This is a genomic window from Micromonospora sp. WMMD714 (genome assembly GCF_029581315.1).
Taxonomy (GTDB): domain Bacteria; phylum Actinomycetota; class Actinomycetes; order Mycobacteriales; family Micromonosporaceae; genus Micromonospora; species Micromonospora rifamycinica.
Genome location: NZ_CP120744.1, coordinates 4,238,282 through 4,260,613, shown reverse-complemented (window position 1 = coordinate 4,260,613; position 22,332 = coordinate 4,238,282). Strand labels below are relative to the sequence as shown.

Genomic DNA, 22,332 nt, shown 5'->3' with positions numbered 1-22,332 from the left:
TGTTCGCCGCCACCGCCACGTCCCGCAGCGGTGCCCCACCGCACCCGGCCGGGGCGGTGTCGTCGTCACGTGGCGATCAGTGGCCGCGGTCCGGCCGCACGCGGCGATCAGTGGCCGCGGTCCGGCCGCACGCGGCGGTCAGTGGCCGCGGTCCGGTCGCAGGAAGCACGACAGCAGGTGCCGGAACTCGTGCGGGTGCTCGACCGCCGGCACGTGCCCGCACCGGCCGAACACGTGCAGCCGGACGTCGGCCAGGTGGGCGAGCAGGGGCTGGGCGGCCGTCGCGAGCGGGGTGACCCGGTCGTCGGCACCGTGCACGAGCAGCACGGGCGCGCGGACCGCGGCCAGCGTCCGCGCCGAGAGGGTGAGATCGTCGGCCCATCGCTGCCGGGGTGGCGGAAACAACGACGCGTACGCGGCCGCCCCGGCCCGCATCGCCGTCGCCCGGGCCTCGACGGCCGAGTCGGTCACCAGCGCCTGGTCGAGGACGAGGCGGCTCAGCATGTCCCGGGCCCCGGCCGGGCCGGCGGGGGCGGCCCAGATCGCGTCGAGGTCGGCGGAGAGCGGTGCCCCGGGGGCACCCATCGTCGAGACCGCCACGACCCCGGTGACCTGCCGGGGGCGTGCGGCGGCCAGGGCCAGCGCCACCGCGCCACCCATCGAGTGGCCCACCACGGCGTAGGTCTCGACCCCGAGGGCGTCCATCAGGCCCGCGGCCTGCTCGGTCCAGAGCCGGAGCCCACCCGTGGCGCCGGCCGGGACCGGGGTGCGACCGAACCCCGCCTGGTCGGGGGCCACCACGTGCCAGCACCCGTCGAGCGCCTGCGCCGTCGCCGCCCAGCTGCCGGAGCCGGTGGTGCCGGGTCCGGAGCCGTGCAGCATCAGCACCGCCGGCCCGGCGCCACTGCCGCCGCCGACCAGGACGTGGACGGGCGAGCCGTCGACGGTGACGGTCCGCAGTTCCGTCACCGGGGCAGACCGGCACGGCTCATGCCGACGCGGGGTCGACGGACTTCGTGAAGACCTCCATCATCGCCCTGCCGAACTGCGGCATGTCGGGCCAGCCCCGGCACGAGACGAGGTTGCCGTCCACCACGTCGGGGGCGTCGACGACCGTCGCGCCGGCGTTCTCCATGTCACCGGTGATGGGCGGGAAGCACGCCGTCCGGCGCCCCTTCAGCAGCCCGTACACCGCGGGCACCTGCGCGCCGTGGCAGACCAGCGCGATGGGGAGGTTGCGGGCGAAGAAGTGCTCGGTGATCCGCCTGACGTCGGCGTCGACCCGGATCCACTCGGGCGCGCGTCCGCCGGGGATGATCAGGGCGTCGTAGCGCTCGACGTCGACCTCGGCCCAGGGCACGTCGACCGGCAGCTTCCGGCCGTTCTTCTCGACGTAGGCGTCGGAGTCGGGGTCGAACTCGTGGATGACGAGCTGCACGTCCCGCATCGTCCGGGACGAGACGTCGACGTCCCAGCCGCCTTCCTGGACGCGGTAGTAGGGGTACATGGTGTCGAGTTCCTCGGCGGCGTCGCCGGTCAGGAGCAGTGCTCTGGGCACCTGCTTCTCCTCGCGTCAGGGGGCGGTGGTGGGTAGATCAGATCCGATCCGATCCGGTGGAGTCAGCATTCCCCGACCCCGCCCGCCCGTCAAGCCTTGACCACCACGGCGTCCACGCTCTCGGCCTCGTCGAACAACCGCCGGAACCGCTCGCCGGACCGCAGGATGTGCCGCCGCATCGCATAGGCGGCGGCGTCCGGGTCACGCGCGGCGATCGCGGCCACGACCTCCTCGTGCTCGGCCATGGCCAGGTGGGTGACCTGGGTGTCGTGGTGCAGCCGGAAGAGGTGCACGTGGCTGTGCAGGCGGGCGAGCGCCTCCCGGATCACCTGGTTCTCCGCGCTCAGGGCGACGAGATCGTGGAAGGCGGCGTCGCGCAGCCCGAAGGCGCCGTAGGCCGTGGGCGCGTCGCCCCCCTCCAGCTCCGCCATCTCCTCCAGCATCCGGCGCAAACCCGCCACCTGGGCCGCGGACGCGCGTTCGGCGGACCGGCGGGCCGCCGCCGGCTCGAGCAGGAGGCGGACCTCGAGCATGTCCTCGAAGCGGTGCCGGGTGATCTGCGGGGGGATCCGGTAGCCGGCGTGCGGCACCCGCACGACCAGGCCCTCGGCCTCCATCCGGTTCAGCGCGTCCCGGATCGGCGTCTGGGAGACCCCCAGCTCGCGGGCCAGGACGTCGATCGTGACCCGGGAGCCCGGCTCGATCCGCAGCGACATCAGCTGTCCGAGCAGCGTGTCGTACACCTCGTCGGCGAGCCGGCCGCCGGATCTCCCCGGGGGTGGTCCGCCCGTCCCGGCCCGCCGGCCCCGCGCGGTCATCGCTTCGTCGTCCATCGTGACGTGCGGTCCTCTCTGGCGTGCCCGGGAACCTGTTGACATCGGTCACCACGCTGCGACATGCTGACGCCCCCACCGGATCGTATAGGAAAAGTGCGGGACGCCCGCCGTCCGGCACCATCGCGGAACCGCCCGCCATCGTTGCACCTCGACCGTCCCGAGCTTCGACGAGCCCGCTCGGCGTACCCGTGACGCCGGTCCGCGGGTCGGCCCCGCGACACCCCGGCACCAGGCCCGAACGACCCAGCGACCGCGCGGCGAAGCACATGGCGAGGTTCAGGAGTCCCCACCGAGAAAGCAGGCGACAAGATGCGGCAACCCAGGCGAACAGGACGAATGTCGGCTTCCGTGCGGAAGGTGCAGTTGGCGACCGCGGCCATGCTGCTGGTGGCCACCACCATGACGGCCTGCGGCGACAGCGGGGACGACGGCGCGAAGGCGAGCGCCCCCAAGGCACCGGCGACCGTCCCCGAACTCACCACGGACCCGCTGACCCTCAGCTTCATCTGGTTCGACTGGCCCCCTGCCCGCGCCCTGGAGACCTTCGCGAACGCGGAGTACAAGAAAGAGCGGCCGAACGCGACCATCAAGGTCAACACCGTGCCGAACGCGAACTGGCACGACGCGATCTTCACCCAGTTCGCCGCGCGCAAGACCGACTTCGACATCCCGATCCTGGACTCGCAGCACATCGGCGAGGCCGTGACGAACGGCAACATCCTCGACCTCACCGACTTCGTCAAGCAGAACATCGACGTCCAGGCCTACAACCCGTACCTCCTGGCGGCCTACGGCCAGTTCCCCCAGGCCGAGACCGGCAAACGCGACGAGAACGCCAGCCTGTACGGCCTGCCGCTGCTCGGCGACACCTGGACGATGATCTACCGCAAGGACCTGATCGGCGACAAGCCCCCGCAGACCTGGGACCAGATGATCTCCGTCGCCGCGAAGTGCCAGGCGGACCACCCGGGCGTCAGCGGACTGGCGTTCCACCAGGCCAACGGCTCCGACGCGGCGGCCGTCACCTACAACACGGTCAACGGCGTCTACGGCGGCAACCTCTGGGACGCCAAGAACCGCAAGATCGACGGCGTCCTCAACGACGCCGCCGGCCAGGAGGCGATGGACGTCCTGGTCAACAAGATGAAGCCGCTGACCGCCAAGGGCTCCGGCAACTGGTTCATCGACGAGGTGAACGCGGCCGTCGCCCAGGGCAAGGCGTGCATCGCGTTCAACTGGATCGCCGCGAGCGGCGGCCTGCTCGACCCGAAGCAGTCGACGCTCGGCACCACCCGGGAGCAGATCCTCGACAAGCTGGGCTTCGCCACCCTGCCGACCCAGAAGACCAATCTGGTCCCCCTCGGTGGGATGGGGATGCACGTCTCGGCCTACTCCCCCAAGGCGAACCAGGCGGAGGCCCTCAACTTCATGAAGTGGTTCGAGCGGGCCGACGTGCAGAAGAAGTGGGCCGCGGCCGGCGGCGTGCCGGCGCGGACCGACGCCCTGCAGTCGCCCGAGTTCCTCAACGCCGGACCCTTCAACCAGGTGTACACCGACTCGGTGCCACGGATGCGGGACATGTGGAACGTGCCCGAGTACGCCCGCCTGGTCGACATCGAGAACACCGGCGTGAACGCGGCGCTCAACGGCGCGAAGAAGCCGAAGGAGGCGCTCGACGACATCGCCCGGGAGCAGCAGGCCGTGCTCGACTCCGGCAACCGCAAGGGCGGCGGCGGACTGTGAGTGAGCCCGCACCCCCGACGACCGGGCACCCCGGGCAGGTGGCGTCCGCGACGCCGCCTGCGCCGGGCCGGTCCCGCCGGCTGGGCGACCGCGGGCTCGCCGTCGCCTTCGTCTCCCCCGCGCTGCTGCTGTTGCTCGGCATGTCGGTGTTCCCGCTGCTGTGGGCGTTGTACCTGTCCTTCACCGACTACTCGGCCACCCGTGGCGGCCCCGCCCACTTCGTCGGGTTCGGCAACTACACCGCCATCCTGACGTCGGCGCAGGTCCACCTGAGGGCGCTGACCACCCTGATCTACGTGGTCGGCGCGGTCTCCCTGCAGACCGTGCTCGGCTTCTCCATCGCCTACCTGATCTCCCGGCGCACCCACGGGCGGGGAGTGCTGACCACCCTGTTCCTGGTGCCGATGATGCTGTCGCCGGTGGTGGTCGGGCTGTTCTGGCGGTTCATGCTCGACGCGCAGTTCGGGGTGGTCAACAGCATGCTCGGCTCGCTCGGCCTCGGGCAGGTGGAGTGGCTGACCAAGCAGCGGACGGCGCTGCTGTCCCTGATCGTGGTCGACACCTGGCAGTGGACCCCGTTCATCATGCTGATCGCCCTGGCGGGCCTGACCGCGGTGCCGAAGTACCTGTACGAGGCCGCCTCGATCGACCGGGCGTCCGAGTGGTTCCGGTTCCGCACCATCACCCTTCCGCTGGTGTGGCCGCTGCTGCTCATCGCCGTGCTGTTCCGGGCCATCGAGGCGTTCCGGCTGTTCGACCTGGTCTACATCCTCACCAGCGGGGGTCCGGGTGTCTCCACCGAGACGTTGTCGTTCCACGTCTACAAGGTCGCGTTCCTGGGCTTCAACACCGGCACCGCGTCGGCGTACGGGATCCTCATGGTCCTCGTCGTCATCGTCCTCACGCAGCTCTACCTGCGCTATCTCAACAAGCTCAAGGAGGACTGATGGCCGTCTCCGTCGACGTGGCCGGGTCCACCGGTGCGGCCCGGGACCACCCGCCCCCCGCCCGCCGTCGCCGTCGCGGCCGGGGCCGCGCCGTGCTGGAGGTCGCGCTGCTGACCGCGCTGGCCGTGGTGATGCTCTTCCCGGTGCTGTGGATGATCGAGACGTCCATCAAGGACAACCGCGACGTCTACGCCGTCCCGGCGAAGTTCGTCGACTTCCAGGTCACCCTGGACCACTTCCGGGACGTCTTCGTCGCCCCCGACGGCGGTCGCTCGGCCCTGTCCGTGGCGTTCCTCAACTCCGTCGTGGTCGCCGGGGTCTCCACCGTGCTGGCCACCGTGCTGGGGGTGCCGGCGGCCTGGGCCTACTCGCGCTTCGCCCTGCGGGCCAAGAAGGACCAGCTGTTCTTCATCCTGTCCACCCGGTTCATGCCGCCCGTGGTGGTCGTGGTGCCGATCTTCCTGATGTACCGGCAGGTCGGGCTGATCGACACCAAGCTCGGCCTGATCCTCATCTACGCCGCGTTCAACGTCCCGTTCACCATCTGGATGATGAAGGGGTTCGTCGACGAGGTGCCCGCCGAGTACGAGGACGCCGCCATGCTCGACGGCTACACCCGCCTCCAGGCGTTCTGGAAGTTCACCCTGCCGCTGCTCGTCCCCGGCATCGCCGCGACGGCGGTCTTCGCGCTCATCTTCTCCTGGAACGAGTTCGTGTTCGCCATCTTCCTCACCTCCAGCGACGACGTGCGGACCGCGCCGCCCGCCATCGCCGGCCTGATCGGCGGCACCACCGTGGACTGGGGTCTGGTGGCCGCCGCCTCGGTGGTCTTCGCCCTGCCGGTGCTCGTCTTCGCCTACCTGGTGCGCCGGCACCTCGTCGCCGGTGTGACGCTCGGGGCGGTGCGACGCTGATGGCGGGCATCGAGGTGACCGCCCTGCACAAGCGGTACCCGGACGGGACGGTGGCGGTCGAGCACGTGGACCTGTCCATCGCCGACGGCGAGCTGTTCGTGATGCTCGGCCCCTCGGGGTGCGGCAAGACGACCACGCTGCGGGCGGTGGCCGGTCTGGAGCGGCAGACCACGGGCGACATCCACATCGGTGACACGCTGGTCAACGACCTACCGCCGGCCGAGCGTGACATCGCGATGGTGTTCCAGTTCTACGCCCTCTACCCGCACCTGCGGACCCGGGACAACCTGGCGTTCCCGCTGCGGGCCGAGGGGCTGCCCAAGCCGGAGGTGCAGCGGCGGGTCGCCGAGGCGGCCCGGCTGATGCGGCTCGGCCCGCTGCTCGACCGGCGGCCACGCCAGCTGTCCGGTGGCGAGCAGCAGCGGGTGGCGCTCGCCCGCGCCCTGGTGCGCCGACCGCGCGCCTTCCTCATGGACGAGCCGCTCACCAATCTGGACGCTGAGCTGAGAGCGGACATGCGTACCGAGATCAAGCACCTGCAGGGTGAGCTGGGCGCGACCATGGTCTACGTCACCCACGACCAGGTGGAGGCGATGTCGCTCGGTCACCGGATCGCGATCCTCAACAAGGGTCGGGTCGAGCAGATCGGCACGCCGCTGGAGGTCTACGACCGGCCGGCGAGCCTCTTCTGCGCGGCGTTCATCGGCTCCCCGCCGATGAACCTGATCGAGGTGGAGGTGGCCGACGGGAAGCTGCGCGGTCAGGGCGGACTGGTCCTCACCCCGCCGCCGGACCTGCCCCGCGACCGTCCACTGGTCGCCGGCGTCCGCCCGGAGGCGCTGGAGGTCACGGCACCGGGGGCGCACGGGTCGGTCCCGGGCCGGGTGGTGTCGGTGGAGTGGCTGGGCGACGAGATCATCTACGTGGTGGACCACGGCGGCCGGCGCGAGGTACGGGTCCGGATGGCACCGACCGTGCGCTTCGCGGCCGACGCGCCGGTCGGGCTGCGGCACACCGGCGGCATCCCGGCGGTCTACGACGTGCACACGGAAAGGCTGGTGGCCTGATGGGAACCGTGGCGGTGCGCGGGCTGCGCAAGTCCTTCGGCCGGGTCCAGGCCCTGGACGGGGTGACGCTGGACGTGCCGGACGGCTCGTTCTTCGTCGTGCTCGGCCCCTCCGGCGCGGGCAAGACGACGACCCTGCGGGCCATCGCCGGCCTGGACCGGCCCGACGCCGGATCGGTGCACCTGGACGGCAGGGACGCGACCGGGGACGCCCCGGCCGACCGCGACCTGGCCATGGTCTTCCAGAACTACGCCCTCTACCCGCGCCACACCGCGTACGAGAACATCGCCTCGCCGCTGCGGGCACGCCGCTGTTCTCCGCGCGAGATCGCCGCCGCGGTGGAGCGGATGTCGAGCCTGCTGCACATCGAACGGCTGCTGCAGCGGCGTCCGGCGCAGTTGTCGGGCGGTGAGATGCAGCGGGTCGCCCTGGCACGGGCGCTGGTCCGCAGCCCACGCGCGTTCCTGATGGACGAGCCGCTGACGAACCTCGACCTCAAGCTCCGGGTCGAGATGCGTACCGAGCTGACCCGGATCCACCGCAGCCTCGGCGCGACCTTCGTCTACGTGACCAACGACCAGGTCGAGGCGCTGTCGATGGCCGACCGGGTGGCGGTGCTCAAGGAGGGGCGGGTGCAACAGGTCGGCACACCGACCGAGGTGTACGAACGTCCCGCCAACCAGTGGGTCGCGGGGTTCGTCGGGAGCCCGCCGATCAGCCTGCTCGCCTGCCACGCCGAGGGGGACCGGTTGGTCGGTGCGGCGAGCTGGACGCTGCCGCGGCCCCGCGCCACCACGGCGCGGGACGGGCAGGCCCTGCTGCTGGGCCTGCGGGCGGAGGACCTGTCCGTCGAGACGCGGGGGTCCGCGTCGCTGCCGGGGGAGCTCTACGGCCTCGAACCGCTGGGTGACCGCACGGTGGTCGACGTCCGGGTGGGAACGGAAATCCTCAAGATCAAGGCACGACCCACCATCACCGGTACGCCGGGCGAGCGGCTGCTCGTCACGGTCGACCTGGACCGGGCACACCTGTTCGACGCGGGCACCGGGCTGTCGCTGTCCGAGGCCGGGCGGTAGCCGCACCGACCCGGGTGGCGAACACGCCCCCCGGGGGACGGGCGCGGCCGGTCCGACCGTACGGGGGCGCGACCGCTCGGGTCCGCCCCCGGCCATCACCACGAGGATCAACAGGAGGCGACGCGATGAGTGATCCGATGGACGTCCTGGCTCCCGAGCACCGGCGGCTGCGCATCGGCGGCGACTGGCGCGACGCGGCGAACGGCGCCACCTTCGCCGTCGAGGACCCGGCCACCGGCAGGACCATCGCCGAGGTGGCGGACGCCGAGGTCGCCGACGGTCTCGCCGCGCTGGACGCGGCGAGCGGGGCGATGGCGCAGTGGGCGGCGACCCCGCCGCGCAGGCGGTCGGAGTTGCTGACCGCGACGTACCGGGCGCTGACCGCGCGGTCCGAGGAGATCGCCCGGCTGATCACGCTCGAGATGGGCAAGCCGCTCGCCGAGGCACGGGCGGAGGTGGGCTACGGCGCCGAGTTCTTCCGGTGGTTCGCCGAGGAGGCGGTCCGCGTCGAGGGGCGCTACAGCACCGCTCCCGCCGGCGGATACCGCATCCTCACCGTGCCGAAGCCGGTCGGGCCGTGCGTCTTCGTGACGCCCTGGAACTTCCCGCTGGCCATGGGCGCCCGCAAGATCGCCCCCGCGCTGGCCGCCGGGTGCACCACGATCACCAAGCCGGCGGGCCAGACACCGCTCACCATGCTGCTGCTGGCCCGGATCATGGAGGAGGTCGGCGTCCCTGCGGGCGTCGTCAACGTGGTGACCACCCGGCGTTCCGGCGATGTGGTCTCCGCGCTGCTGGCCGACCGGCGGACCCGCAAGCTGTCGTTCACCGGGTCGACCGAGGTCGGGCGGGTACTGCTCCGCCAGGCGGCGGACAACGTGCTGCGTACCTCGATGGAGCTGGGCGGCAACGCGGCCCTGATCGTGTGCGCCGACGCCGACCTGGACGTCGCGCTCGACGGCGCCATGGTGGCCAAGATGCGCAACATCGGGGAGTCCTGCATCGCCGCCAACCGGATCTACGTCGAGGAGCCGGTACGCGAGGAGTTCACGGCGCGCTTCGCCGAGCGGATGGGCGCGCTGTCGGTGGGCCACGGCCTCGACGACGGGGTGGACGTCGGGGCGTTGATCGACGAGGCCTCGGTCGCCACGATCGACGGGCTCGTGACCGACGCGGTCGACCGGGGCGCCCGGGTCCTGGTGGGTGGCAAACGTCCGGACGGGCCGGGTCACTTCTATCCGCCCACCGTCCTCGTCGACGTGCCCGACGACGCGCGGATGCTGGCGACCGAGATCTTCGGCCCGGTGGCGCCGGTCATCGCGTTCACCTCCGACGACGAGGTGCTGGCGAAGGCCAACGACACCGAGCACGGTCTGGCCGCTTACGTCTTCACCCGTGACCTGCGGCGGGCGCTCCGGTTCGCCGAGGGGCTGGACACCGGGATGCTCGGTGTCAACCGTGGGCTGATCTCGGACCCGTCGGCCCCGTTCGGCGGCGTGAAGCAGTCCGGGATCGGCAAGGAGGGCTCGCACGAGGGCATCCTCGAGTACCTCGACCTCACCTACGCGGCGGTCGACCTACCGTGACCGGCCCCCTGCTCCGGCCGCCCGGCGCCCGCGCCACCCCGGCGGCCGACCTCGCCGATGCCGTCCCGGTCGCGTGTGTGGCCGGCACGCCCGCCCAGCAGATCGCCGCCGACGTTCCGGAGAGGCACCGCCATGCTTGAGACCGTCCGCGGCCCACGCCAGCTCATCGTGGGTGAAGGGGTCGCGCAGAACATCCCCCGGGTGGTGGCCGAGAGCGGCTCGCGCGTCCTGGTCGTGACCGACCGGGTGCTGCTGGGGCAGCCGGGGGTCGCCGGGATCGTGGCCGCCGTGCGGGAGCGGGTCGAGGTCGTCGCGGTGTTCTCCGACGCGACGCCGGACGTGCCGCTCACCGACGTCGACCTGGCCGTGTCGGCCGCCGCCGAGGCGGACGCGAACGTGATCCTCGCCATCGGGGGCGGCACGGTGATCGACCTCGCCAAGATCGTCGGGGTCATCCGGCGGCACGGTGGGACGCCACGCGACTTCTACGGTGAGTCGCGGGTGCCGGGGCCGACGATTCCTCTCGTCGCCGTCCCGACGACCTCGGGCACCGGCTCCGAACTCACCCCCGTCTCGGTGCTGACCGACCCGGACCGCGCGCTGAAGGTGGGGGTGTCGAGCGTCCACATCGTGCCGGACTTCGCCATCGTCGACCCCGAGCTCACCTACACCTGCCCGGCGACCGTCACCGCCCACTCCGGCATCGACGCGTTCTGTCACGCGGTGGAGAGCTACACCGCGCGACCCCGGCCGCACGGACCACGCGACCCGGTGGAGCAGGTCTTCCTCGGCCGCAACCCGGTCACCGACCACTACGCGCTGCTGGCCGCGGAGCGGATCGCCCGCAGCCTGCGTCGGGCGGTCAGGGACGGCGGCGACACCGAGGCCCGCGCGGACATGTCCTACGGGTCGATGCTCGCCGGGCTCGCCTTCTCCCACGCGGGCAACGCGGCCCCGCACGCGCTCCAGTACCCGATCGGTGCGGCCACCCACACGCCGCACGGCCTGGGCGTCGGGCTGCTGCTGCCCTACGCGCTGGACGCGGCGAGGGACGCCGTCGGCGACCGGCTGGCCGACCTCGCCCGGGTGTGCGGGCTCGACGTGGCCGACGCCTCCGACGCCGAGGCCACGGACACGTTCCTCAGCTGGCTCGACGGGCTGCTCGCCGACATCGGCATCCCGGCCACCCTGGCGGACATCGGCGTGGCCCGCGCCGACCTCCCGCGTTTCGCGGAGATGGCCGGTGGGGTCACCCGCCTGATCCAGAACCATCCCGGCCCAACCGACACCGCCAGCCTGACCGCGATCCTCGAAGCGGCCTGGACCGGGGAGCGGACCTGACCGTGCAGGCCCGGTGGTCCCCGCCAGCACCACCCGGCGGCCGGGCGGTGCGCGCCGCTGCCCGGCCGGTGGGCCGGGCCGTGCCCTACGTCCCCGGCTCCCAGGCGATGAGCTGCTCGAAGACGCGCCGGTCGCCCTCGATCCGCAGCGAGTCCATCGTGATGCGGCCGTAGCAGAACATGACCAGCTCGTGGGCCGTCCCACGGGCGGAGGCCCAGGTCACCGCCGGGACCTCGGCGGCGACCGGGTCGGGGAGGCGGGCGGTCCGGGCGCCGTCGGGGGAGAACCAGATCCGCCAGGAACGGCCCTCGACGGCGTGGTAGTCGATGACCGCGGGCTCGTGCGGCCACGGGAACGTCGTCGCGACGCAGGTGGTCAGGAACTCGTCGACACCGTCGAGGGCCACCGCGACCGGCAGCGGCTGCGGGTCACCCACGGTGACCTGGGCGTCGTAGGTGTGCACGGCGACCTGCTGGAGCTGGTGCCGGGCGACCGCGCCGGTCGTCTGCGGCGACTGCGACGGGCCCCACCACGTCCAGCAGCCGCGGTCCGGGCCGGCCTCCCGCAACGCGTCCAGCAGCTCCCGCGTCGACACGGTGAACCAGGCCAGCAGGGCGGCACGCTCCCGGGGCGCCGCCGGAGCGGACACCTGCGGGGCCGCCTCGGCGGGTCCTGCGGCCACGGTGACCGCCCACCGGTGACGGCCCTCGCCCAGATGCCGCACCAGGTCGAACAGCGTCCACTCGGGGCAGGTCGGCACCTGCACGTCGAGGCTGGGGGCCGCGGCGACCGCTGCCCGGAAAGCGCTCGACCGTTCGTCCATCAGCCGCAACAGATCGGCGAATCCCAACGTCTCTTCCACGGCAGGTTTGTACTACCGCCGCGCGCCGGACGCCAGCGGATTAACCCCGTCGCCGACGGGCGGGCCGGGTGGCGGATCCGTCGCGGAGGGCGGGCCGGGTGGTTGTCGCCACCCGGAACGACGTGGACGTCCGGGCACCCTCCTGGAGATCAGGGCCGGCCCACCCGGCGCGGTGTGGGCCGGCCCTGGTCGACCGTGGTCGGGGTCAGCGCGTGCCGGCGGCGGCGCCCTGTGCGGCGGCGACGATCACCTCGGAGACGACGGCGGGCTGGGTGGCGAACAGAGCGTGGCTGGCCGGGACGTTGGTGACCGTCGCGTTGGCACGCTTGGCCATGTGTTGCAGCATCGCCTGGTCGAACGCCCTGTCCTCGGTCGCGATGACGGCCCAGCTCGGCTTGTCGCGCCAGGCGGCGTTCTTCACCGGCGTCGAGAACACCGCCATGTTGACGGGCACCTGCGAGTCGCGGAGGAACGCGGCGTCGGCGTCGCTGGTGTCCGCCGCGAACCCGGCCTGGAACGTGTCGGGGTTCAGGTAGCCGTAACCCTCCACGACGTCGATGACGAAGTCGGGCGTCGGGCCGAACCCCTCGTACTGCTGGGCGGAGTTCTCGCCGGCGTCGGGAATCAGCGCCGACACGTAGACCAGTCCGGCGACGCTCGGGTGGACTCCCGCCTCGGTGATGACCGTGCCGCCCCAGGAGTGGCCGACGAGAATCGTCGGGCCGTCCTGCCGGTCGAGGATCCGCACGGTCGCCGCGACGTCGTCGTCGAGCGAGGTGAGCGGGTTCTGCACGACGGCGACCCGGTATCCCCTGGCTGTCAGGTTGTCGTACACGCCGCGCCAGCCCGAACCGTCGGCGAACGCGCCGTGCACGAGCACGACGTTACGGATCTCGGTGGTACCCATGGTTTCTTCCTTCCGTAGCCGCGCGGGCGTTCCCGGGCGGGGTTCCCGACGGGCCGGCGGCCCGTCACGTGAGGTCAGGCGGCCGCGTACCCGAGCTTGAGTGCCCGGGCGACCGCCACCACCCGCTCGGCCTGGTGCCGCGCCAGGCCAGGTTCGCCTCGATCGCCGCCGACGGTGCCAGGTGAGGCGCCTACCCAGCCTAGATACCGTGAGGGTGACACGTCACCATCTTGTGTTGGATGACACATCACCCTTCACGTGCCCCGGCGACGGCCGCCGCACCGCGCCCACCAGCGCCGGTCAGTCCTCGATCGGCTCGTCCTGCAGCGCCTGGAGGACGGCCTCCGAGACGGCCGCCAGCGCGTCGACCTGCCGGGGGCTGATCGCGTCGAAGAAGACCCGCCGCACGTGGTTGACGTGCAGGGGGGTCGCCAGCTCGATCGCCGAACGACCCTGCCCGGTGAGCGCCACGACGTTGCCGCGTGCGTCTTCACGGGAGCTGCGCCGCTCGACCAGGCCCCGGGTGACCATGCGCGACACCTGATGGGTGAGGCGGGTCTTCTCCCACCGCAGCAGCTCGCGCAGCTCGAAGACCCGCAGCGAGCCGTCCGGGGACTGGGACAGCGCGCTGAGGACGGAGAAGTCGGCCAGCGAGAGGCCGCTCGCACCGAGCAGCTGCCGGTTCATGTGCCGACGAAGCTCTTCCTGCATGGTCAGGAAGCCATGCCAGGCGCGCCGCTCACGGTCGTTCAGATACTCCGGCTCAGCCATGAGCAGGACGCTACCCTGAGGTGACCCATCACCCATGCCCGCCGTCGGATTCGCCGCTCTCATTCACCCAGGGGACGACGGCAGCCCGGCCGGCACCGCCGGATGACGGACCCCCGGGCCACTGGGCGCCGATCGTGGACGAGTCGCGGCACGGCCCCTCTGATACATCGGGATCGAATTCTTTCAGCCATTGCCAAAACCGCCGGGAAGAACGCCCCATTCAATCGATGAGCATCGTTAATTGCGCTATTGGCGGTAGAGTCCCGAACAGCGAACGGGCCGGTGCGATGTTTTCGGTGCCCTGTCGCCATGACACGGAAGGAGCTGTTGATGAAATTGCGGAACAGAGCCATGGTGATTCGTTCACGTCAATGTGATCGTACGGTCGTCGCCCTCGTCGCCGCCCTGCTGGCCGCCGTCACGGTCGCCCAGCCGGCGGCCTCGGCCGCCGGCTCGACGGCGATGCCGGGTGCCGTCGGCCCCATCCTCGGGGCCGGCAGGGCGACCGCGGTACCGGGTGAGTACATCGTGGTGCTGAAGGACGGTGCGGTCGGTGGCCCCGCAGGTAGCCGGCAGTCCGCGGTGACCGGCACGGCCCGGATCCTGGCCGGTCGGTTCGGCACCGTGCCGGACCAGGTGTGGGACGACGCCCTCAACGGCTTCTCGGTACGCACCTCGGCGTCGGTCGCCCGGCGACTCGCCGCCGATCCGGCGGTGGCCTACGTGGAGCAGAACCAGACCGTCGACGTCCCCGAGACGCCGGCCCGGACGACCATCGCCCAGCCGGACGCGCCCTGGAACCTGGACCGGATCGACGCGCCCGTCGGTCTCGACACCACCTACAACTTCGTGAGCAAGGGCACCGGAGTCCGGGTCTACGTCATCGGCCCCGGGATCCGCACCACCCACCAGGAATTCGGCGGCCAAGCCTACCACGGCTACGCCATGAACTGCTTCACATCGCTCGGCACGCACGTGGCCGGCATCATCGGCGGCACCACGTACGGGGTGGCCAAGGACGTCACGCTGGTCTCGGTCGGCCTGCCCAGCTGCAACGGCACTCTCAGCGCGCTGATCGGCGCCGTCGACTGGGTGGTCGCCGACCACACGCCGTGGGGCCCACCCGCCGTCGGAGACTTCGTCCTGGCCGGCGGATTCAGCATGGCACTGAACACGGCGGTCGCCAACGCCGTCGGCGACGGCATCGTGATCACCACACCCGCCGGCGACGCCACCCACGACGCCTGCCTCGACTCGCCCGGCTCGGTGCCCGCCGTCCTCACCGTCGCGTCGGTCCAGTCGAACGACGCCCGGCCGGCCCACTCCAACTTCGGCCCCTGCGTCGACCTCTTCGCCCCCGGTGTGGACATCGTGTCGGCCTCGTCGGCCTCCGACACCGCCGCCACGTCCCTGAATCTCACCCTCCAGGCCTCCGCGCACGTGGCCGGGATGGCCGCCCGGGTGCGGGGCAGGAATCCCAGCTGGACGCCGGCCCAAGTGCACGCCTTCCTGGTCGACAGCGCGACTGCGGGCGTGGTGACCAATCCCGGCGCCGGCTCGCCGAACCGCCTGCTCTACGGATCGCCGACGCTCTGACCGGCCTGCGGCGGCCCGACCCGGCCGGGCCGCCGCAGCGGCGGGCGGCGACCCCGGCCGGGCTCAGGGGCGTACCGCACGGATCCGTTCGAGGCCCAGTCGCGGGCCGGTGACGAGGCGGTAGTCGGCCGACTCCGCGTCGGAGAGCGGGTTGCCGCGGACCGGGGTGAAGTCCGGCCCCTCGGAGCCCGGTGCCTGCACCGCCCGCAGTTGCGCCCGCAACGCCTCCGACCGCAGCTGATCGGTGATGACCCGGGTGGACGAGTCGGCCGCCTCCCGCAGGTCGGACAGCCCACCGATGATCTCCGCGAAGGAGCGGGAGGAGACATCCTCGTCCGCCCGCACCTGCTGCTCCTCGCCGATCAGCCGGTCGGAGGTCAGGAAGAAGCCGTCCTTGCCCAGATAGCGCTCGTACATGATGGTCACCAGGGCGAAGAGCCGCATGTACGCGCGGCGGTAGGCGAATTCGAAGAACTTCAGCGCCTCCGTTTCGCTGACCTCGCCACGGTTCATCGAGGCGACGCAGGCGGCGGCGGTCAGGGCGCTGTAGAGCGCGAGGTGCACGCCGGTGGACAGCAGCGGGTCCAGGAAGCACGCCGCGTCACCCACGATCGCGTAGCCTGGCCCGCAGAACTGGTCCGCGATGTAGGAGTAGTCGGTCTCGACCCTGGTGGTGCCGAGGAACTCCGCCCCCTCGGTCAGGCCCGCGATGGTGGGCGAGACGGCGATCAGGTGCCGGTACAGCTCGTCCGACGACGGGTGCACGTGACGATCGCGCGCGAAGGCGTCCTTGGTGGTGACGTAACCGATGCTCATCCGCCCACCGGCCATCGGGATGACCCAGTACCAACCCTCCGGCGAGGAGATGATGTTGATGCCTCCGGTCGGCGTCTCCGGCAGCAGCCGGGCCCCCGTCCAGTAGCCCCAGATGCCGACGTTCCGCAGGTTGCTCAGCGGTTGACGGTTGCCGAAGTGCCGGGCGCTGAGCAGCCCGTTACGTCCGGTGGCGTCGACCAGGAAGTCGAAGTCGTCCACGGTGAACGGCTCGCCGTGCTCCGGCGAGCACTCCACGGCCACCGGCCGACCGTCGGCGAACCGGACGGACCGACCGGTGACGCCGGTGGTGACGGCGACCCCGTTCTGACGGGCGTGCTCCAGCAGCAGCGCGTCGAACTCGCTCCGGTCCACCTGCCATGACTGCACGCCGGCCTGCTGGTACCAGTCGAACGCCCACTGGTCGTCGTCCCAGTGGATGACGCCTCCGTTCTTCTTGACGAAGCCGTAGTCGTCGACGATCTTCGACAGGCCGATCGCGTCGAGCACGACCCGGCACGACGGCGTGAGCGACTCCCCCACGTGGTACCGCGGAAAGTGGGCGCTCTCGATGAGCCGCACGTCGAGCCCGGCCTGGGCCATTGCCGTTGCCGCGGTGCTCCCAGCCGGGCCACCACCGATGACGAGAACCTTCATGCCACTACCACCCTGCCGTTCTGGCCGTATGCGGGTCGCCGACAAGGTGACGACGACGTCTTTTCCGAGGTCGAACTGCGGCCCGGCCAGCCGGGAAAGCCGGCCCATCCGGGCATCGACGGAATACCGATCCGGGCGCAGCCGGAATCAGGGGTGGCGCGGACCGTCGGCCCCGGTGGTAATCCCACGTCGATACTTGTGCGCCGGATGAGACGAACTCGATTGCGAACGAAGCAGCACCGGAAGATCCCTATCCTCGTACGGCATCGATAGACGATCGTACATGAATATGGCTTCGGTAACCGCGTCGCCGCACGCCTCGACCGGGAACCGCAGGGATTCCGCCAGCTCAATGCCCGGAAGGAGCCGCGCACCGGGTGCAGCGCCGCCGTAAAGCACCGGCACGTCCCGCCGGCAGCCGGACGGCGCTCCTGCCCGACCTCCCGGCCAGATGCCGCTTCGGGAGACGACAGCGCCGCCCAGCAGGACGGCCGGTGTGACCGTCCCCGCGATCGGGGACGGTCACACCGGCCGGTTCGACGCCCGGGTCAGGAGAGGGTGCAGCCGACGCCGTTGAGGGTGAACGAGTCGGGCCTGCCGGTGTTGCCACTGTGGGTGGCCTGGAAGCCGATGTCGGTGGACCCGCCCGGTGCCAGAGTCCCGTTGTAGGAGACGTTACGGGCGGAGATCTGCCCGCTGGAGCCGGTGTACGTGGCGTTCCAGCCGTTGGTGAGGGCCTGCCCGCCGGGCAGGGTGAACGCCAGGGTCCACCCGTCGATCGCCGAGGTGCCCCGGTTGGTGATACGGATGCTGGCGGTGAAACCGTCGTTCCAGGAGTTCATCGTGTACCCCACCTCGCAGGCACCGGACGGACCCGGCGGCGGCGTGGTGGTCGGCGGTGGGGTCGTCGGCGGCGGCGTGGTCGGCGGCGGCGGCGTCGGCGGCGGCGGCGTGGTCGGCGGCGGCGTGGTCGGCGGCGGCGTGGTCGGCGGCGGCGTGGTCGAGAAGGTGATGTTCGAGACGTAGGCGTTGATGTTCCAGCTCGCGTCCGCGTCGGTCTGGCTGGTGACCGGCCGGCCCTGGACGGTGAAGTTACTGAAGTGCACGCCGCTGATGTTGACGCTCGACGAGCGTCCATGCAGGTTGACGACCTTCTTCACGTCCGAGGAGACGTTGGTGAAGTAGGCGTTGCGGATCGTCGAGGTGTTCTTCACCGTGCGCCAGGACGGTGGGCGGTCCTCCTGGAGGTCGATCAGGCTGTCGGTCTGTTCAACTCTGATGTCCTCCCATCGGGTGTTCGACACGACGGCGGTGTCCACCGCGTCGATCACCATCGAGCGTCCCGCCTTCACCACGTCGATGTCGCGGAAGACGATCCCGTCCATCGACGTTCCCTCGGTCTTGGTGCCGATCTTCGCGCAGGCGGAGTTGCTGTAGCAGACGACGTGCTCGTGGACGACGTTCCTGGTGTTGACGATGCCGCTGGCGAACTCGTTCTTGGTCGCCATGTTGTCGTCGCCGGTGTAGAGGAACGCGTTCGACAGCAGGCTGTTGGTCGACTCGTCGAAGTCCACGCCGTCGGTGTTGTTGTACCCCGAGTTCGGCCGGCAGTTGATCAGCTTGTAGTTCCTGATGGTGACCCGGTCACTGCGGTAGACCAGGGTGTTCCAGTAGCTGGAGTCACGGACGGTGACGCCGTCGACCAGGATGTCGGAGCTTTCCTCGATCTTCAGCACGGCCAGGTTGATGCCCTGGGCCCGCAGGTACTTCCCGTTCCCGTCGATGACCCCGCCGCCCAGCAGCTTGGCGTTGCGCACCTGGTACATCCGCAGCGAGGCGTGCTGCATGCCCTCGATGTTCACCCCACCGCTGCCGGTGTTGAAGTCCGCCTTCTGGTTCGAGCCGTAGAGGACCGCGCCGGTGGCCAGGTACAACGTCATGTTGCTCCGCATCCACAGCTCACCGACCTGGTACCGGCCCGGTGGCACGTAGAGGACGTTGCGGGCCGCCCCGGAAGCGGCGTTGATGGCACTCTGGATCTTGGCGGTGACCAGCGTCGCCCCGGTGTTGTCGACGCCGTAGTCGGCCAGGTTCTTGACGTTGGCGTCCCCGATCTGGGGCGCGTTCGTCTCCGGCGCATCGATCAGGACGAACAGCAGTTCCTTGGTGTCGAACTGGACGATCAGGTAGTTCGGGCCACTGGTGAAGCTGATGGTGTTGCCGCTGCGGGCGACGGCGAGCTTCCGGCTCTTGGGGCTGACGGTGTACGAGCTGAAGCCTTCGGCCACGGTGACGGAGAAGTTCGCCGTTCCCGCTCCCGCCATGGAGCAGTGGGCGTAGTGCACCTGCATCTCGGGGGCGTACTTGGTCATCTTCTCGACGAACAGCGGTGCGCCGTCCGCCGTGACGGTGTAGAGCGGGCTCTTCGTCGCGCCGCGCAGGGCGGGATCCGCGACGCAGCCGCCGGCGGCCAGACCGGGCGCGTCGGCCCCGGCCGCCGTGGGCGCACCGTAGACCGGCGCCAGCACGGCGCCCGTCCCGACACCGCCGAGGGCGAGGAGCGCGACCGTGACCCAGATCGCGAGACGTCTGTTCTTCATGGGCACCTTTCTCGGAAGGGGACGGAGGAGGCCCCACCCGGGCGCGGGGCGACCGCTCACCGGGCGGTGCCGGTCCACTGTCCGACCGGGTGCCGTGGAGCCCGCACTGCCGCCGGTCGGGTGGATCGGGTGGTGGGGTGGGCCTGACCGCGGCGGTCAGCCGGGCGACCGGCATCGCGACGACACCCGGTGACGACGGTGGTCCGCGGCGGTCCTTTCTGTTTCGCCCTGTTCATCACCGTGTTTCTTCGCCGTGGGGACCATCCGGCCAGGCTGGGCCTCCATCAAGAGAAAACTTTCACCGTGACGCTACGCGCTGACATGGACAATCGTCAATCACATCCGCCCAGGGAAGCAGAAACTATCGCTCTAGATCCTGAAAATTTCGAGCAGTCCGGGTCCGGCACCGAGCCGCGACCCGGCGCCCACCACGGAGGGCGTACTGCCCCACCGCGCATCGACGGCCGGGAATCCGTGCGTCGGCCCACCGGGTCCGATAACGTCGGTACGGACCGCAGGGAACCCCACCGGCCGCTCCCGGAGTTCCCATCGACGTCTCCGCCCGGCCGGGGACCGGACGTGACCCGATCGGCCGCCCGACACCCACTGCCAGCCGCCAGCGGCGCAGCCCGGCCCTGACGGCCCGTCCCCTGGAGACGGCATGACACGTCCCGCTCCCGTCCGCCTCGCCGCACCCCTCCTGGTCGTCGTCGCCCTGGTCGCCGGCCTGCTCGCCGCACCGGCACACGCCGTACCGGCCAAGAACCCGCCGCTGACCACCCCCTGGACCGCCCAGGCGCTCGCCGGCACGCCGCTGCCGGAGTACCCGCGACCGCAGATGACCCGGGCGGACTGGCTCAACCTCAACGGCGAGTGGCAGCTCCGCCAGTCCCCCACCGACGACGCCCCGCAGTTCGCCACCGACCTGCCCGAACGGGTCAACGTGCCGTTCCCGGTGGAGAGCGCCCTGTCCGGGGTGCAGCGCGCCGCCGGTGACAACCGCAACTACCTGTTCTACCGCCGGCTCGTGACGGTGCCCGCGAGTTGGAGCGGACGCCGGGTGCTGCTCCACTTCGGCGCGGTCGACTGGCAGACCACGGTCTGGGTCAACGGCGTGGCGGTCGGCGGCCACACCGGCGGCTACGACGCCTTCACCTTCGACGTCACCGCGCCGTTGCGCGGCGGCGCGAACGAGATCGTGGTGAAGGTGTGGGATCCGACGGACAGCCGGCAGAACGGCAGCCTGCCGCCGATCGGCAAGCAGACCAAGCAGCCCGGCGGGATCTTCTACACCCCGAGTTCGGGCATCTGGCAGACGGTGTGGCTGGAACCGGTGCCGACGGCCTCGATCAGCGGCGTCGACCTCACTCCCCGGCTGGCCGACGACACCCTCCGGGTCCGGGTCTCCACCCGGGGGGACGTCAGCGGCCACAGCGTGCTGGCCGAGGCGCTCGACGGCACCACCGTGGTCGGCTCGGCCACCGGCGGTTTCACCGAGTTCGCGGTGCCCGTGCCGGCCGCCCGCCGCTGGTCGCCCGACGACCCGTTCCTCTACCACCTGCGCATCACCCTGCGTAATGCCGCCAGCAGCCAGGTAGACCGGACCACCCACTACTTCGGCATGCGCGAGATCAGCACCGGCGTGGTCAACGGTGTGCTACGGCCCAAGCTCAACGGCCGTTTCGTCTTCCAGACCGGCACCCTGGACCAGGGGTTCTGGCCGGACGGGCTCTACACCGCGCCCACCGACGCCGCGCTCGCCTTCGACCTGCAGAAGCACAAGGACCTCGGTTTCAACATGGTGCGCAAACACATCAAGGTGGAACCGCAGCGCTGGTTCTACCACGCCGACCGGCTCGGCCTGTTGGTGTGGCAGGACGTCCCGTCCCTGACCGCGCAGGACATCAACGCGACCGACGCGCAGCAGGCGCAGCTCGAGACCGAGGCCCGCGAGATCGTGAACGAGCACCGCGGCTCGCCGTCCGTCGTCGTCTACACCGTCTACAACGAGGGGTGGGGGGAGCGGGCGCTGGCCGACACCCGCCGGGTCGCCCAGGCCGTCAAGACCCAGGACCCGACCCGGCTGGTCAACGCGCACAGCGGCCACAACTGCTGCCAGTCGTTGGGGGATCCCGGCACCGGCGACATCGACGACTGGCACGTCTACCTGGGGCCGGACTCCCCGCTAGCGTCGAGCAGCCGGATCGCCGTGCTCGGCGAGTTCGGCGGCCTCGGCCTGCGGGCGCCCGGCCACGAGTGGAGCCCGAACGGCAGCTTCTTCGCCTACGAGTGGCAGCCGAACTCCACCGCGCTGACCGACCGCTACGTCGGGCTGGTGCAGGGCACCCAGAACCTGATGCTCGGCAAGGGGCTGAGCGCCTCGGTCTACACCGAGATCACCGACCAGGAGGGTGAGCTGAACGGGTTCCTCACCTACGACCGGCAGGTGGTCAAGATGGACCAGGCCCGGGTGCGGGCCGCGAACCTGTCGCTCATCGCCGCGTCGAGGTCGGTCGGCAGCTCCGCGCCGGTGGCGCTGCCCCTGAACACCCGGCGCTCGTTCCAGGTGACGACCCCCGGATACACCAACCGGTTCCTGCGCCACCGGGACAGCCTCGCCTACACGGAGATCGTGGACGCGAACAGCTCGGCGGTGCTCAAGGACGACGCGACGTACACGGTCCGGGCCGGGCTGGCCGACGCTTCGTGCTACTCGTTCGAGTCGGTCAACTTCCCGGGGCAGTTCCTCCGGCACCAGGAGTCGCGGGTGCGCAACTCGCCGAACGACGGTTCGGCGCTGCTCCGCGCGGACGCCACCTGGTGCGCCCGGGTCGGGGTGAGCGGAAGCGGGGTCTCGCTGGAGTCGTACAACTTCCGTGGCAGGTACCTGCGGCACTACGACGCGCAGGTCTGGCTGAGCAACGGCACGGGCGGCGCGGCGTGGAACTCCCCCGCGCTGTGGGCCGCGGACAGCACCTGGAACGTCACCACACCCTGGGCACCGTGACCGGGGCGGTCCGGGACGCCGGTACCGCTCGGCGTCCCGGACCGCCCCGGC

General features: G+C 71.1%; 16 protein-coding genes and 2 pseudogenes. 9 read left to right on the top strand and 9 right to left on the bottom strand.

Features of this window, described 5'->3' with window-relative positions:
• Positions 1-138: 138 nt before the first annotated feature.
• The 3 genes from O7625_RS18570 to O7625_RS18560 all read right to left on the bottom strand — a co-directional run bounded on the left by O7625_RS18570 (position 139) and on the right by O7625_RS18560 (position 2,391).
• A complete protein-coding gene (locus tag O7625_RS18570) occupies positions 139-969 on the bottom strand; it encodes an alpha/beta hydrolase (RefSeq protein ID WP_282340187.1) in 831 nt (276 codons plus the stop codon).
• A gap of 19 nt (positions 970-988) precedes the next feature.
• Positions 989-1,558 (bottom strand): DJ-1/PfpI family protein, encoded by a 570-nt coding sequence (locus O7625_RS18565; protein WP_067304207.1) that lies wholly within the window; start codon positions 1,556-1,558, stop codon positions 989-991.
• A gap of 89 nt (positions 1,559-1,647) precedes the next feature.
• Positions 1,648-2,391, bottom strand: coding sequence for a GntR family transcriptional regulator (locus O7625_RS18560; protein ID WP_282340186.1), 744 nt, complete (start codon positions 2,389-2,391; stop codon positions 1,648-1,650).
• A gap of 360 nt (positions 2,392-2,751) precedes the next feature.
• Between O7625_RS18560 and O7625_RS18555 the strand changes: the two genes are divergently transcribed.
• From O7625_RS18555 to O7625_RS18525, 7 genes are all read left to right on the top strand, one after another.
• Positions 2,752-4,137, top strand: a complete 1,386-nt coding sequence (locus O7625_RS18555; protein ID WP_231932707.1) for an extracellular solute-binding protein — start codon at positions 2,752-2,754, stop codon at positions 4,135-4,137.
• Positions 4,134-5,084: a sugar ABC transporter permease gene (locus tag O7625_RS18550; RefSeq protein ID WP_282340185.1), complete on the top strand. Its 951-nt coding sequence runs from the start codon at positions 4,134-4,136 to the stop codon at positions 5,082-5,084. The genes O7625_RS18555 and O7625_RS18550 overlap by 4 nt, the downstream gene beginning before the upstream one ends.
• Complete coding sequence (locus tag O7625_RS18545) at positions 5,084-5,998, top strand: carbohydrate ABC transporter permease (RefSeq protein ID WP_282273099.1); 915 nt, start codon at positions 5,084-5,086, stop codon at positions 5,996-5,998. The genes O7625_RS18550 and O7625_RS18545 overlap by 1 nt, the downstream gene beginning before the upstream one ends.
• Entirely contained in the window at positions 5,998-7,065 is a 1,068-nt protein-coding gene (locus tag O7625_RS18540; RefSeq protein ID WP_282340184.1) for an ATP-binding cassette domain-containing protein, read from the top strand. Before O7625_RS18545 ends, O7625_RS18540 begins: the two co-directional genes overlap by 1 nt.
• A complete protein-coding gene (locus O7625_RS18535) occupies positions 7,065-8,141 on the top strand; it encodes an ABC transporter ATP-binding protein (protein WP_282340183.1) in 1,077 nt (358 codons plus the stop codon). The genes O7625_RS18540 and O7625_RS18535 overlap by 1 nt, the downstream gene beginning before the upstream one ends.
• Before the next feature lie 125 nt (positions 8,142-8,266).
• On the top strand, positions 8,267-9,727 hold the full coding sequence (locus O7625_RS18530) for an NAD-dependent succinate-semialdehyde dehydrogenase (protein ID WP_282340182.1): 1,461 nt from the start codon (positions 8,267-8,269) through the stop codon (positions 9,725-9,727).
• 132 nt (positions 9,728-9,859) lie between these two features.
• Positions 9,860-11,068, top strand: coding sequence for an iron-containing alcohol dehydrogenase (locus tag O7625_RS18525; RefSeq protein WP_282340181.1), 1,209 nt, complete (start codon positions 9,860-9,862; stop codon positions 11,066-11,068).
• A gap of 85 nt (positions 11,069-11,153) precedes the next feature.
• Here the strand turns inward: O7625_RS18525 and O7625_RS18520 are convergent, their stop codons facing one another.
• From O7625_RS18520 to O7625_RS18510, 3 genes are all read right to left on the bottom strand, one after another.
• On the bottom strand, positions 11,154-11,930 hold the full coding sequence (locus O7625_RS18520) for a maleylpyruvate isomerase family mycothiol-dependent enzyme (RefSeq protein WP_282340180.1): 777 nt from the start codon (positions 11,928-11,930) through the stop codon (positions 11,154-11,156).
• Positions 11,931-12,135: 205 nt separating this feature from the next.
• Complete coding sequence (locus O7625_RS18515) at positions 12,136-12,837, bottom strand: alpha/beta hydrolase (RefSeq protein WP_282340179.1); 702 nt, start codon at positions 12,835-12,837, stop codon at positions 12,136-12,138.
• A gap of 300 nt (positions 12,838-13,137) precedes the next feature.
• Positions 13,138-13,608 (bottom strand): MarR family winged helix-turn-helix transcriptional regulator, encoded by a 471-nt coding sequence (locus tag O7625_RS18510; protein ID WP_282340178.1) that lies wholly within the window; start codon positions 13,606-13,608, stop codon positions 13,138-13,140.
• A gap of 330 nt (positions 13,609-13,938) precedes the next feature.
• Between O7625_RS18510 and O7625_RS18505 the strand changes: the two genes are divergently transcribed.
• A complete protein-coding gene (locus O7625_RS18505) occupies positions 13,939-15,204 on the top strand; it encodes a S8 family peptidase (protein WP_282340177.1) in 1,266 nt (421 codons plus the stop codon).
• A 63-nt stretch (positions 15,205-15,267) separates the two neighbouring features.
• Here the strand turns inward: O7625_RS18505 and O7625_RS18500 are convergent, their stop codons facing one another.
• The 3 genes and pseudogenes from O7625_RS18500 to O7625_RS18490 form a co-directional block, all read right to left on the bottom strand.
• The gene (locus O7625_RS18500) at positions 15,268-16,674 is read right to left on the bottom strand and encodes an NAD(P)/FAD-dependent oxidoreductase (RefSeq protein WP_282340176.1); all 1,407 of its coding nucleotides are present in this window, start codon (positions 16,672-16,674) and stop codon (positions 15,268-15,270) included.
• A 548-nt stretch (positions 16,675-17,222) separates the two neighbouring features.
• Positions 17,223-17,675 (bottom strand): annotated as a pseudogene (locus O7625_RS18495) (cellulose binding domain-containing protein); the annotation flags it as partial.
• 72 nt (positions 17,676-17,747) lie between these two features.
• Positions 17,748-18,998: pseudogene (locus tag O7625_RS18490) on the bottom strand (glycosyl hydrolase family 28 protein); the annotation flags it as partial.
• Between the two features lie 937 nt (positions 18,999-19,935).
• On the opposite strand from O7625_RS18490, the gene O7625_RS18485 reads away from it, so the two are divergent.
• Positions 19,936-22,281: an AbfB domain-containing protein gene (locus tag O7625_RS18485; protein ID WP_282340175.1), complete on the top strand. Its 2,346-nt coding sequence runs from the start codon at positions 19,936-19,938 to the stop codon at positions 22,279-22,281.
• Positions 22,282-22,332 lie beyond the last annotated feature (51 nt).

Bases quoted from the DNA above. Each gene is read 5' to 3' on its own strand.
- O7625_RS18515 (WP_282340179.1), bottom strand. From the start codon at position 12,837: ATGGGTACCACCGAGATCCGTAACGTCGTGCTCGTGCACGGCGCGTTC.
- O7625_RS18525 (WP_282340181.1), top strand. From the start codon at position 9,860: ATGCTTGAGACCGTCCGCGGCCCACGCCAGCTCATCGTGGGTGAAGGG.
- O7625_RS18485 (WP_282340175.1), top strand. From the start codon at position 19,936: ATGACACGTCCCGCTCCCGTCCGCCTCGCCGCACCCCTCCTGGTCGTC.
- O7625_RS18535 (WP_282340183.1), top strand. From the start codon at position 7,065: ATGGGAACCGTGGCGGTGCGCGGGCTGCGCAAGTCCTTCGGCCGGGTC.
- O7625_RS18540 (WP_282340184.1), top strand. From the start codon at position 5,998: ATGGCGGGCATCGAGGTGACCGCCCTGCACAAGCGGTACCCGGACGGG.
- O7625_RS18510 (WP_282340178.1), bottom strand. From the start codon at position 13,608: ATGGCTGAGCCGGAGTATCTGAACGACCGTGAGCGGCGCGCCTGGCAT.
- O7625_RS18505 (WP_282340177.1), top strand. From the start codon at position 13,939: ATGAAATTGCGGAACAGAGCCATGGTGATTCGTTCACGTCAATGTGAT.
- O7625_RS18545 (WP_282273099.1), top strand. From the start codon at position 5,084: ATGGCCGTCTCCGTCGACGTGGCCGGGTCCACCGGTGCGGCCCGGGAC.
- O7625_RS18500 (WP_282340176.1), bottom strand. From the start codon at position 16,674: ATGAAGGTTCTCGTCATCGGTGGTGGCCCGGCTGGGAGCACCGCGGCA.
- O7625_RS18530 (WP_282340182.1), top strand. From the start codon at position 8,267: ATGAGTGATCCGATGGACGTCCTGGCTCCCGAGCACCGGCGGCTGCGC.
- O7625_RS18560 (WP_282340186.1), bottom strand. From the start codon at position 2,391: ATGGACGACGAAGCGATGACCGCGCGGGGCCGGCGGGCCGGGACGGGC.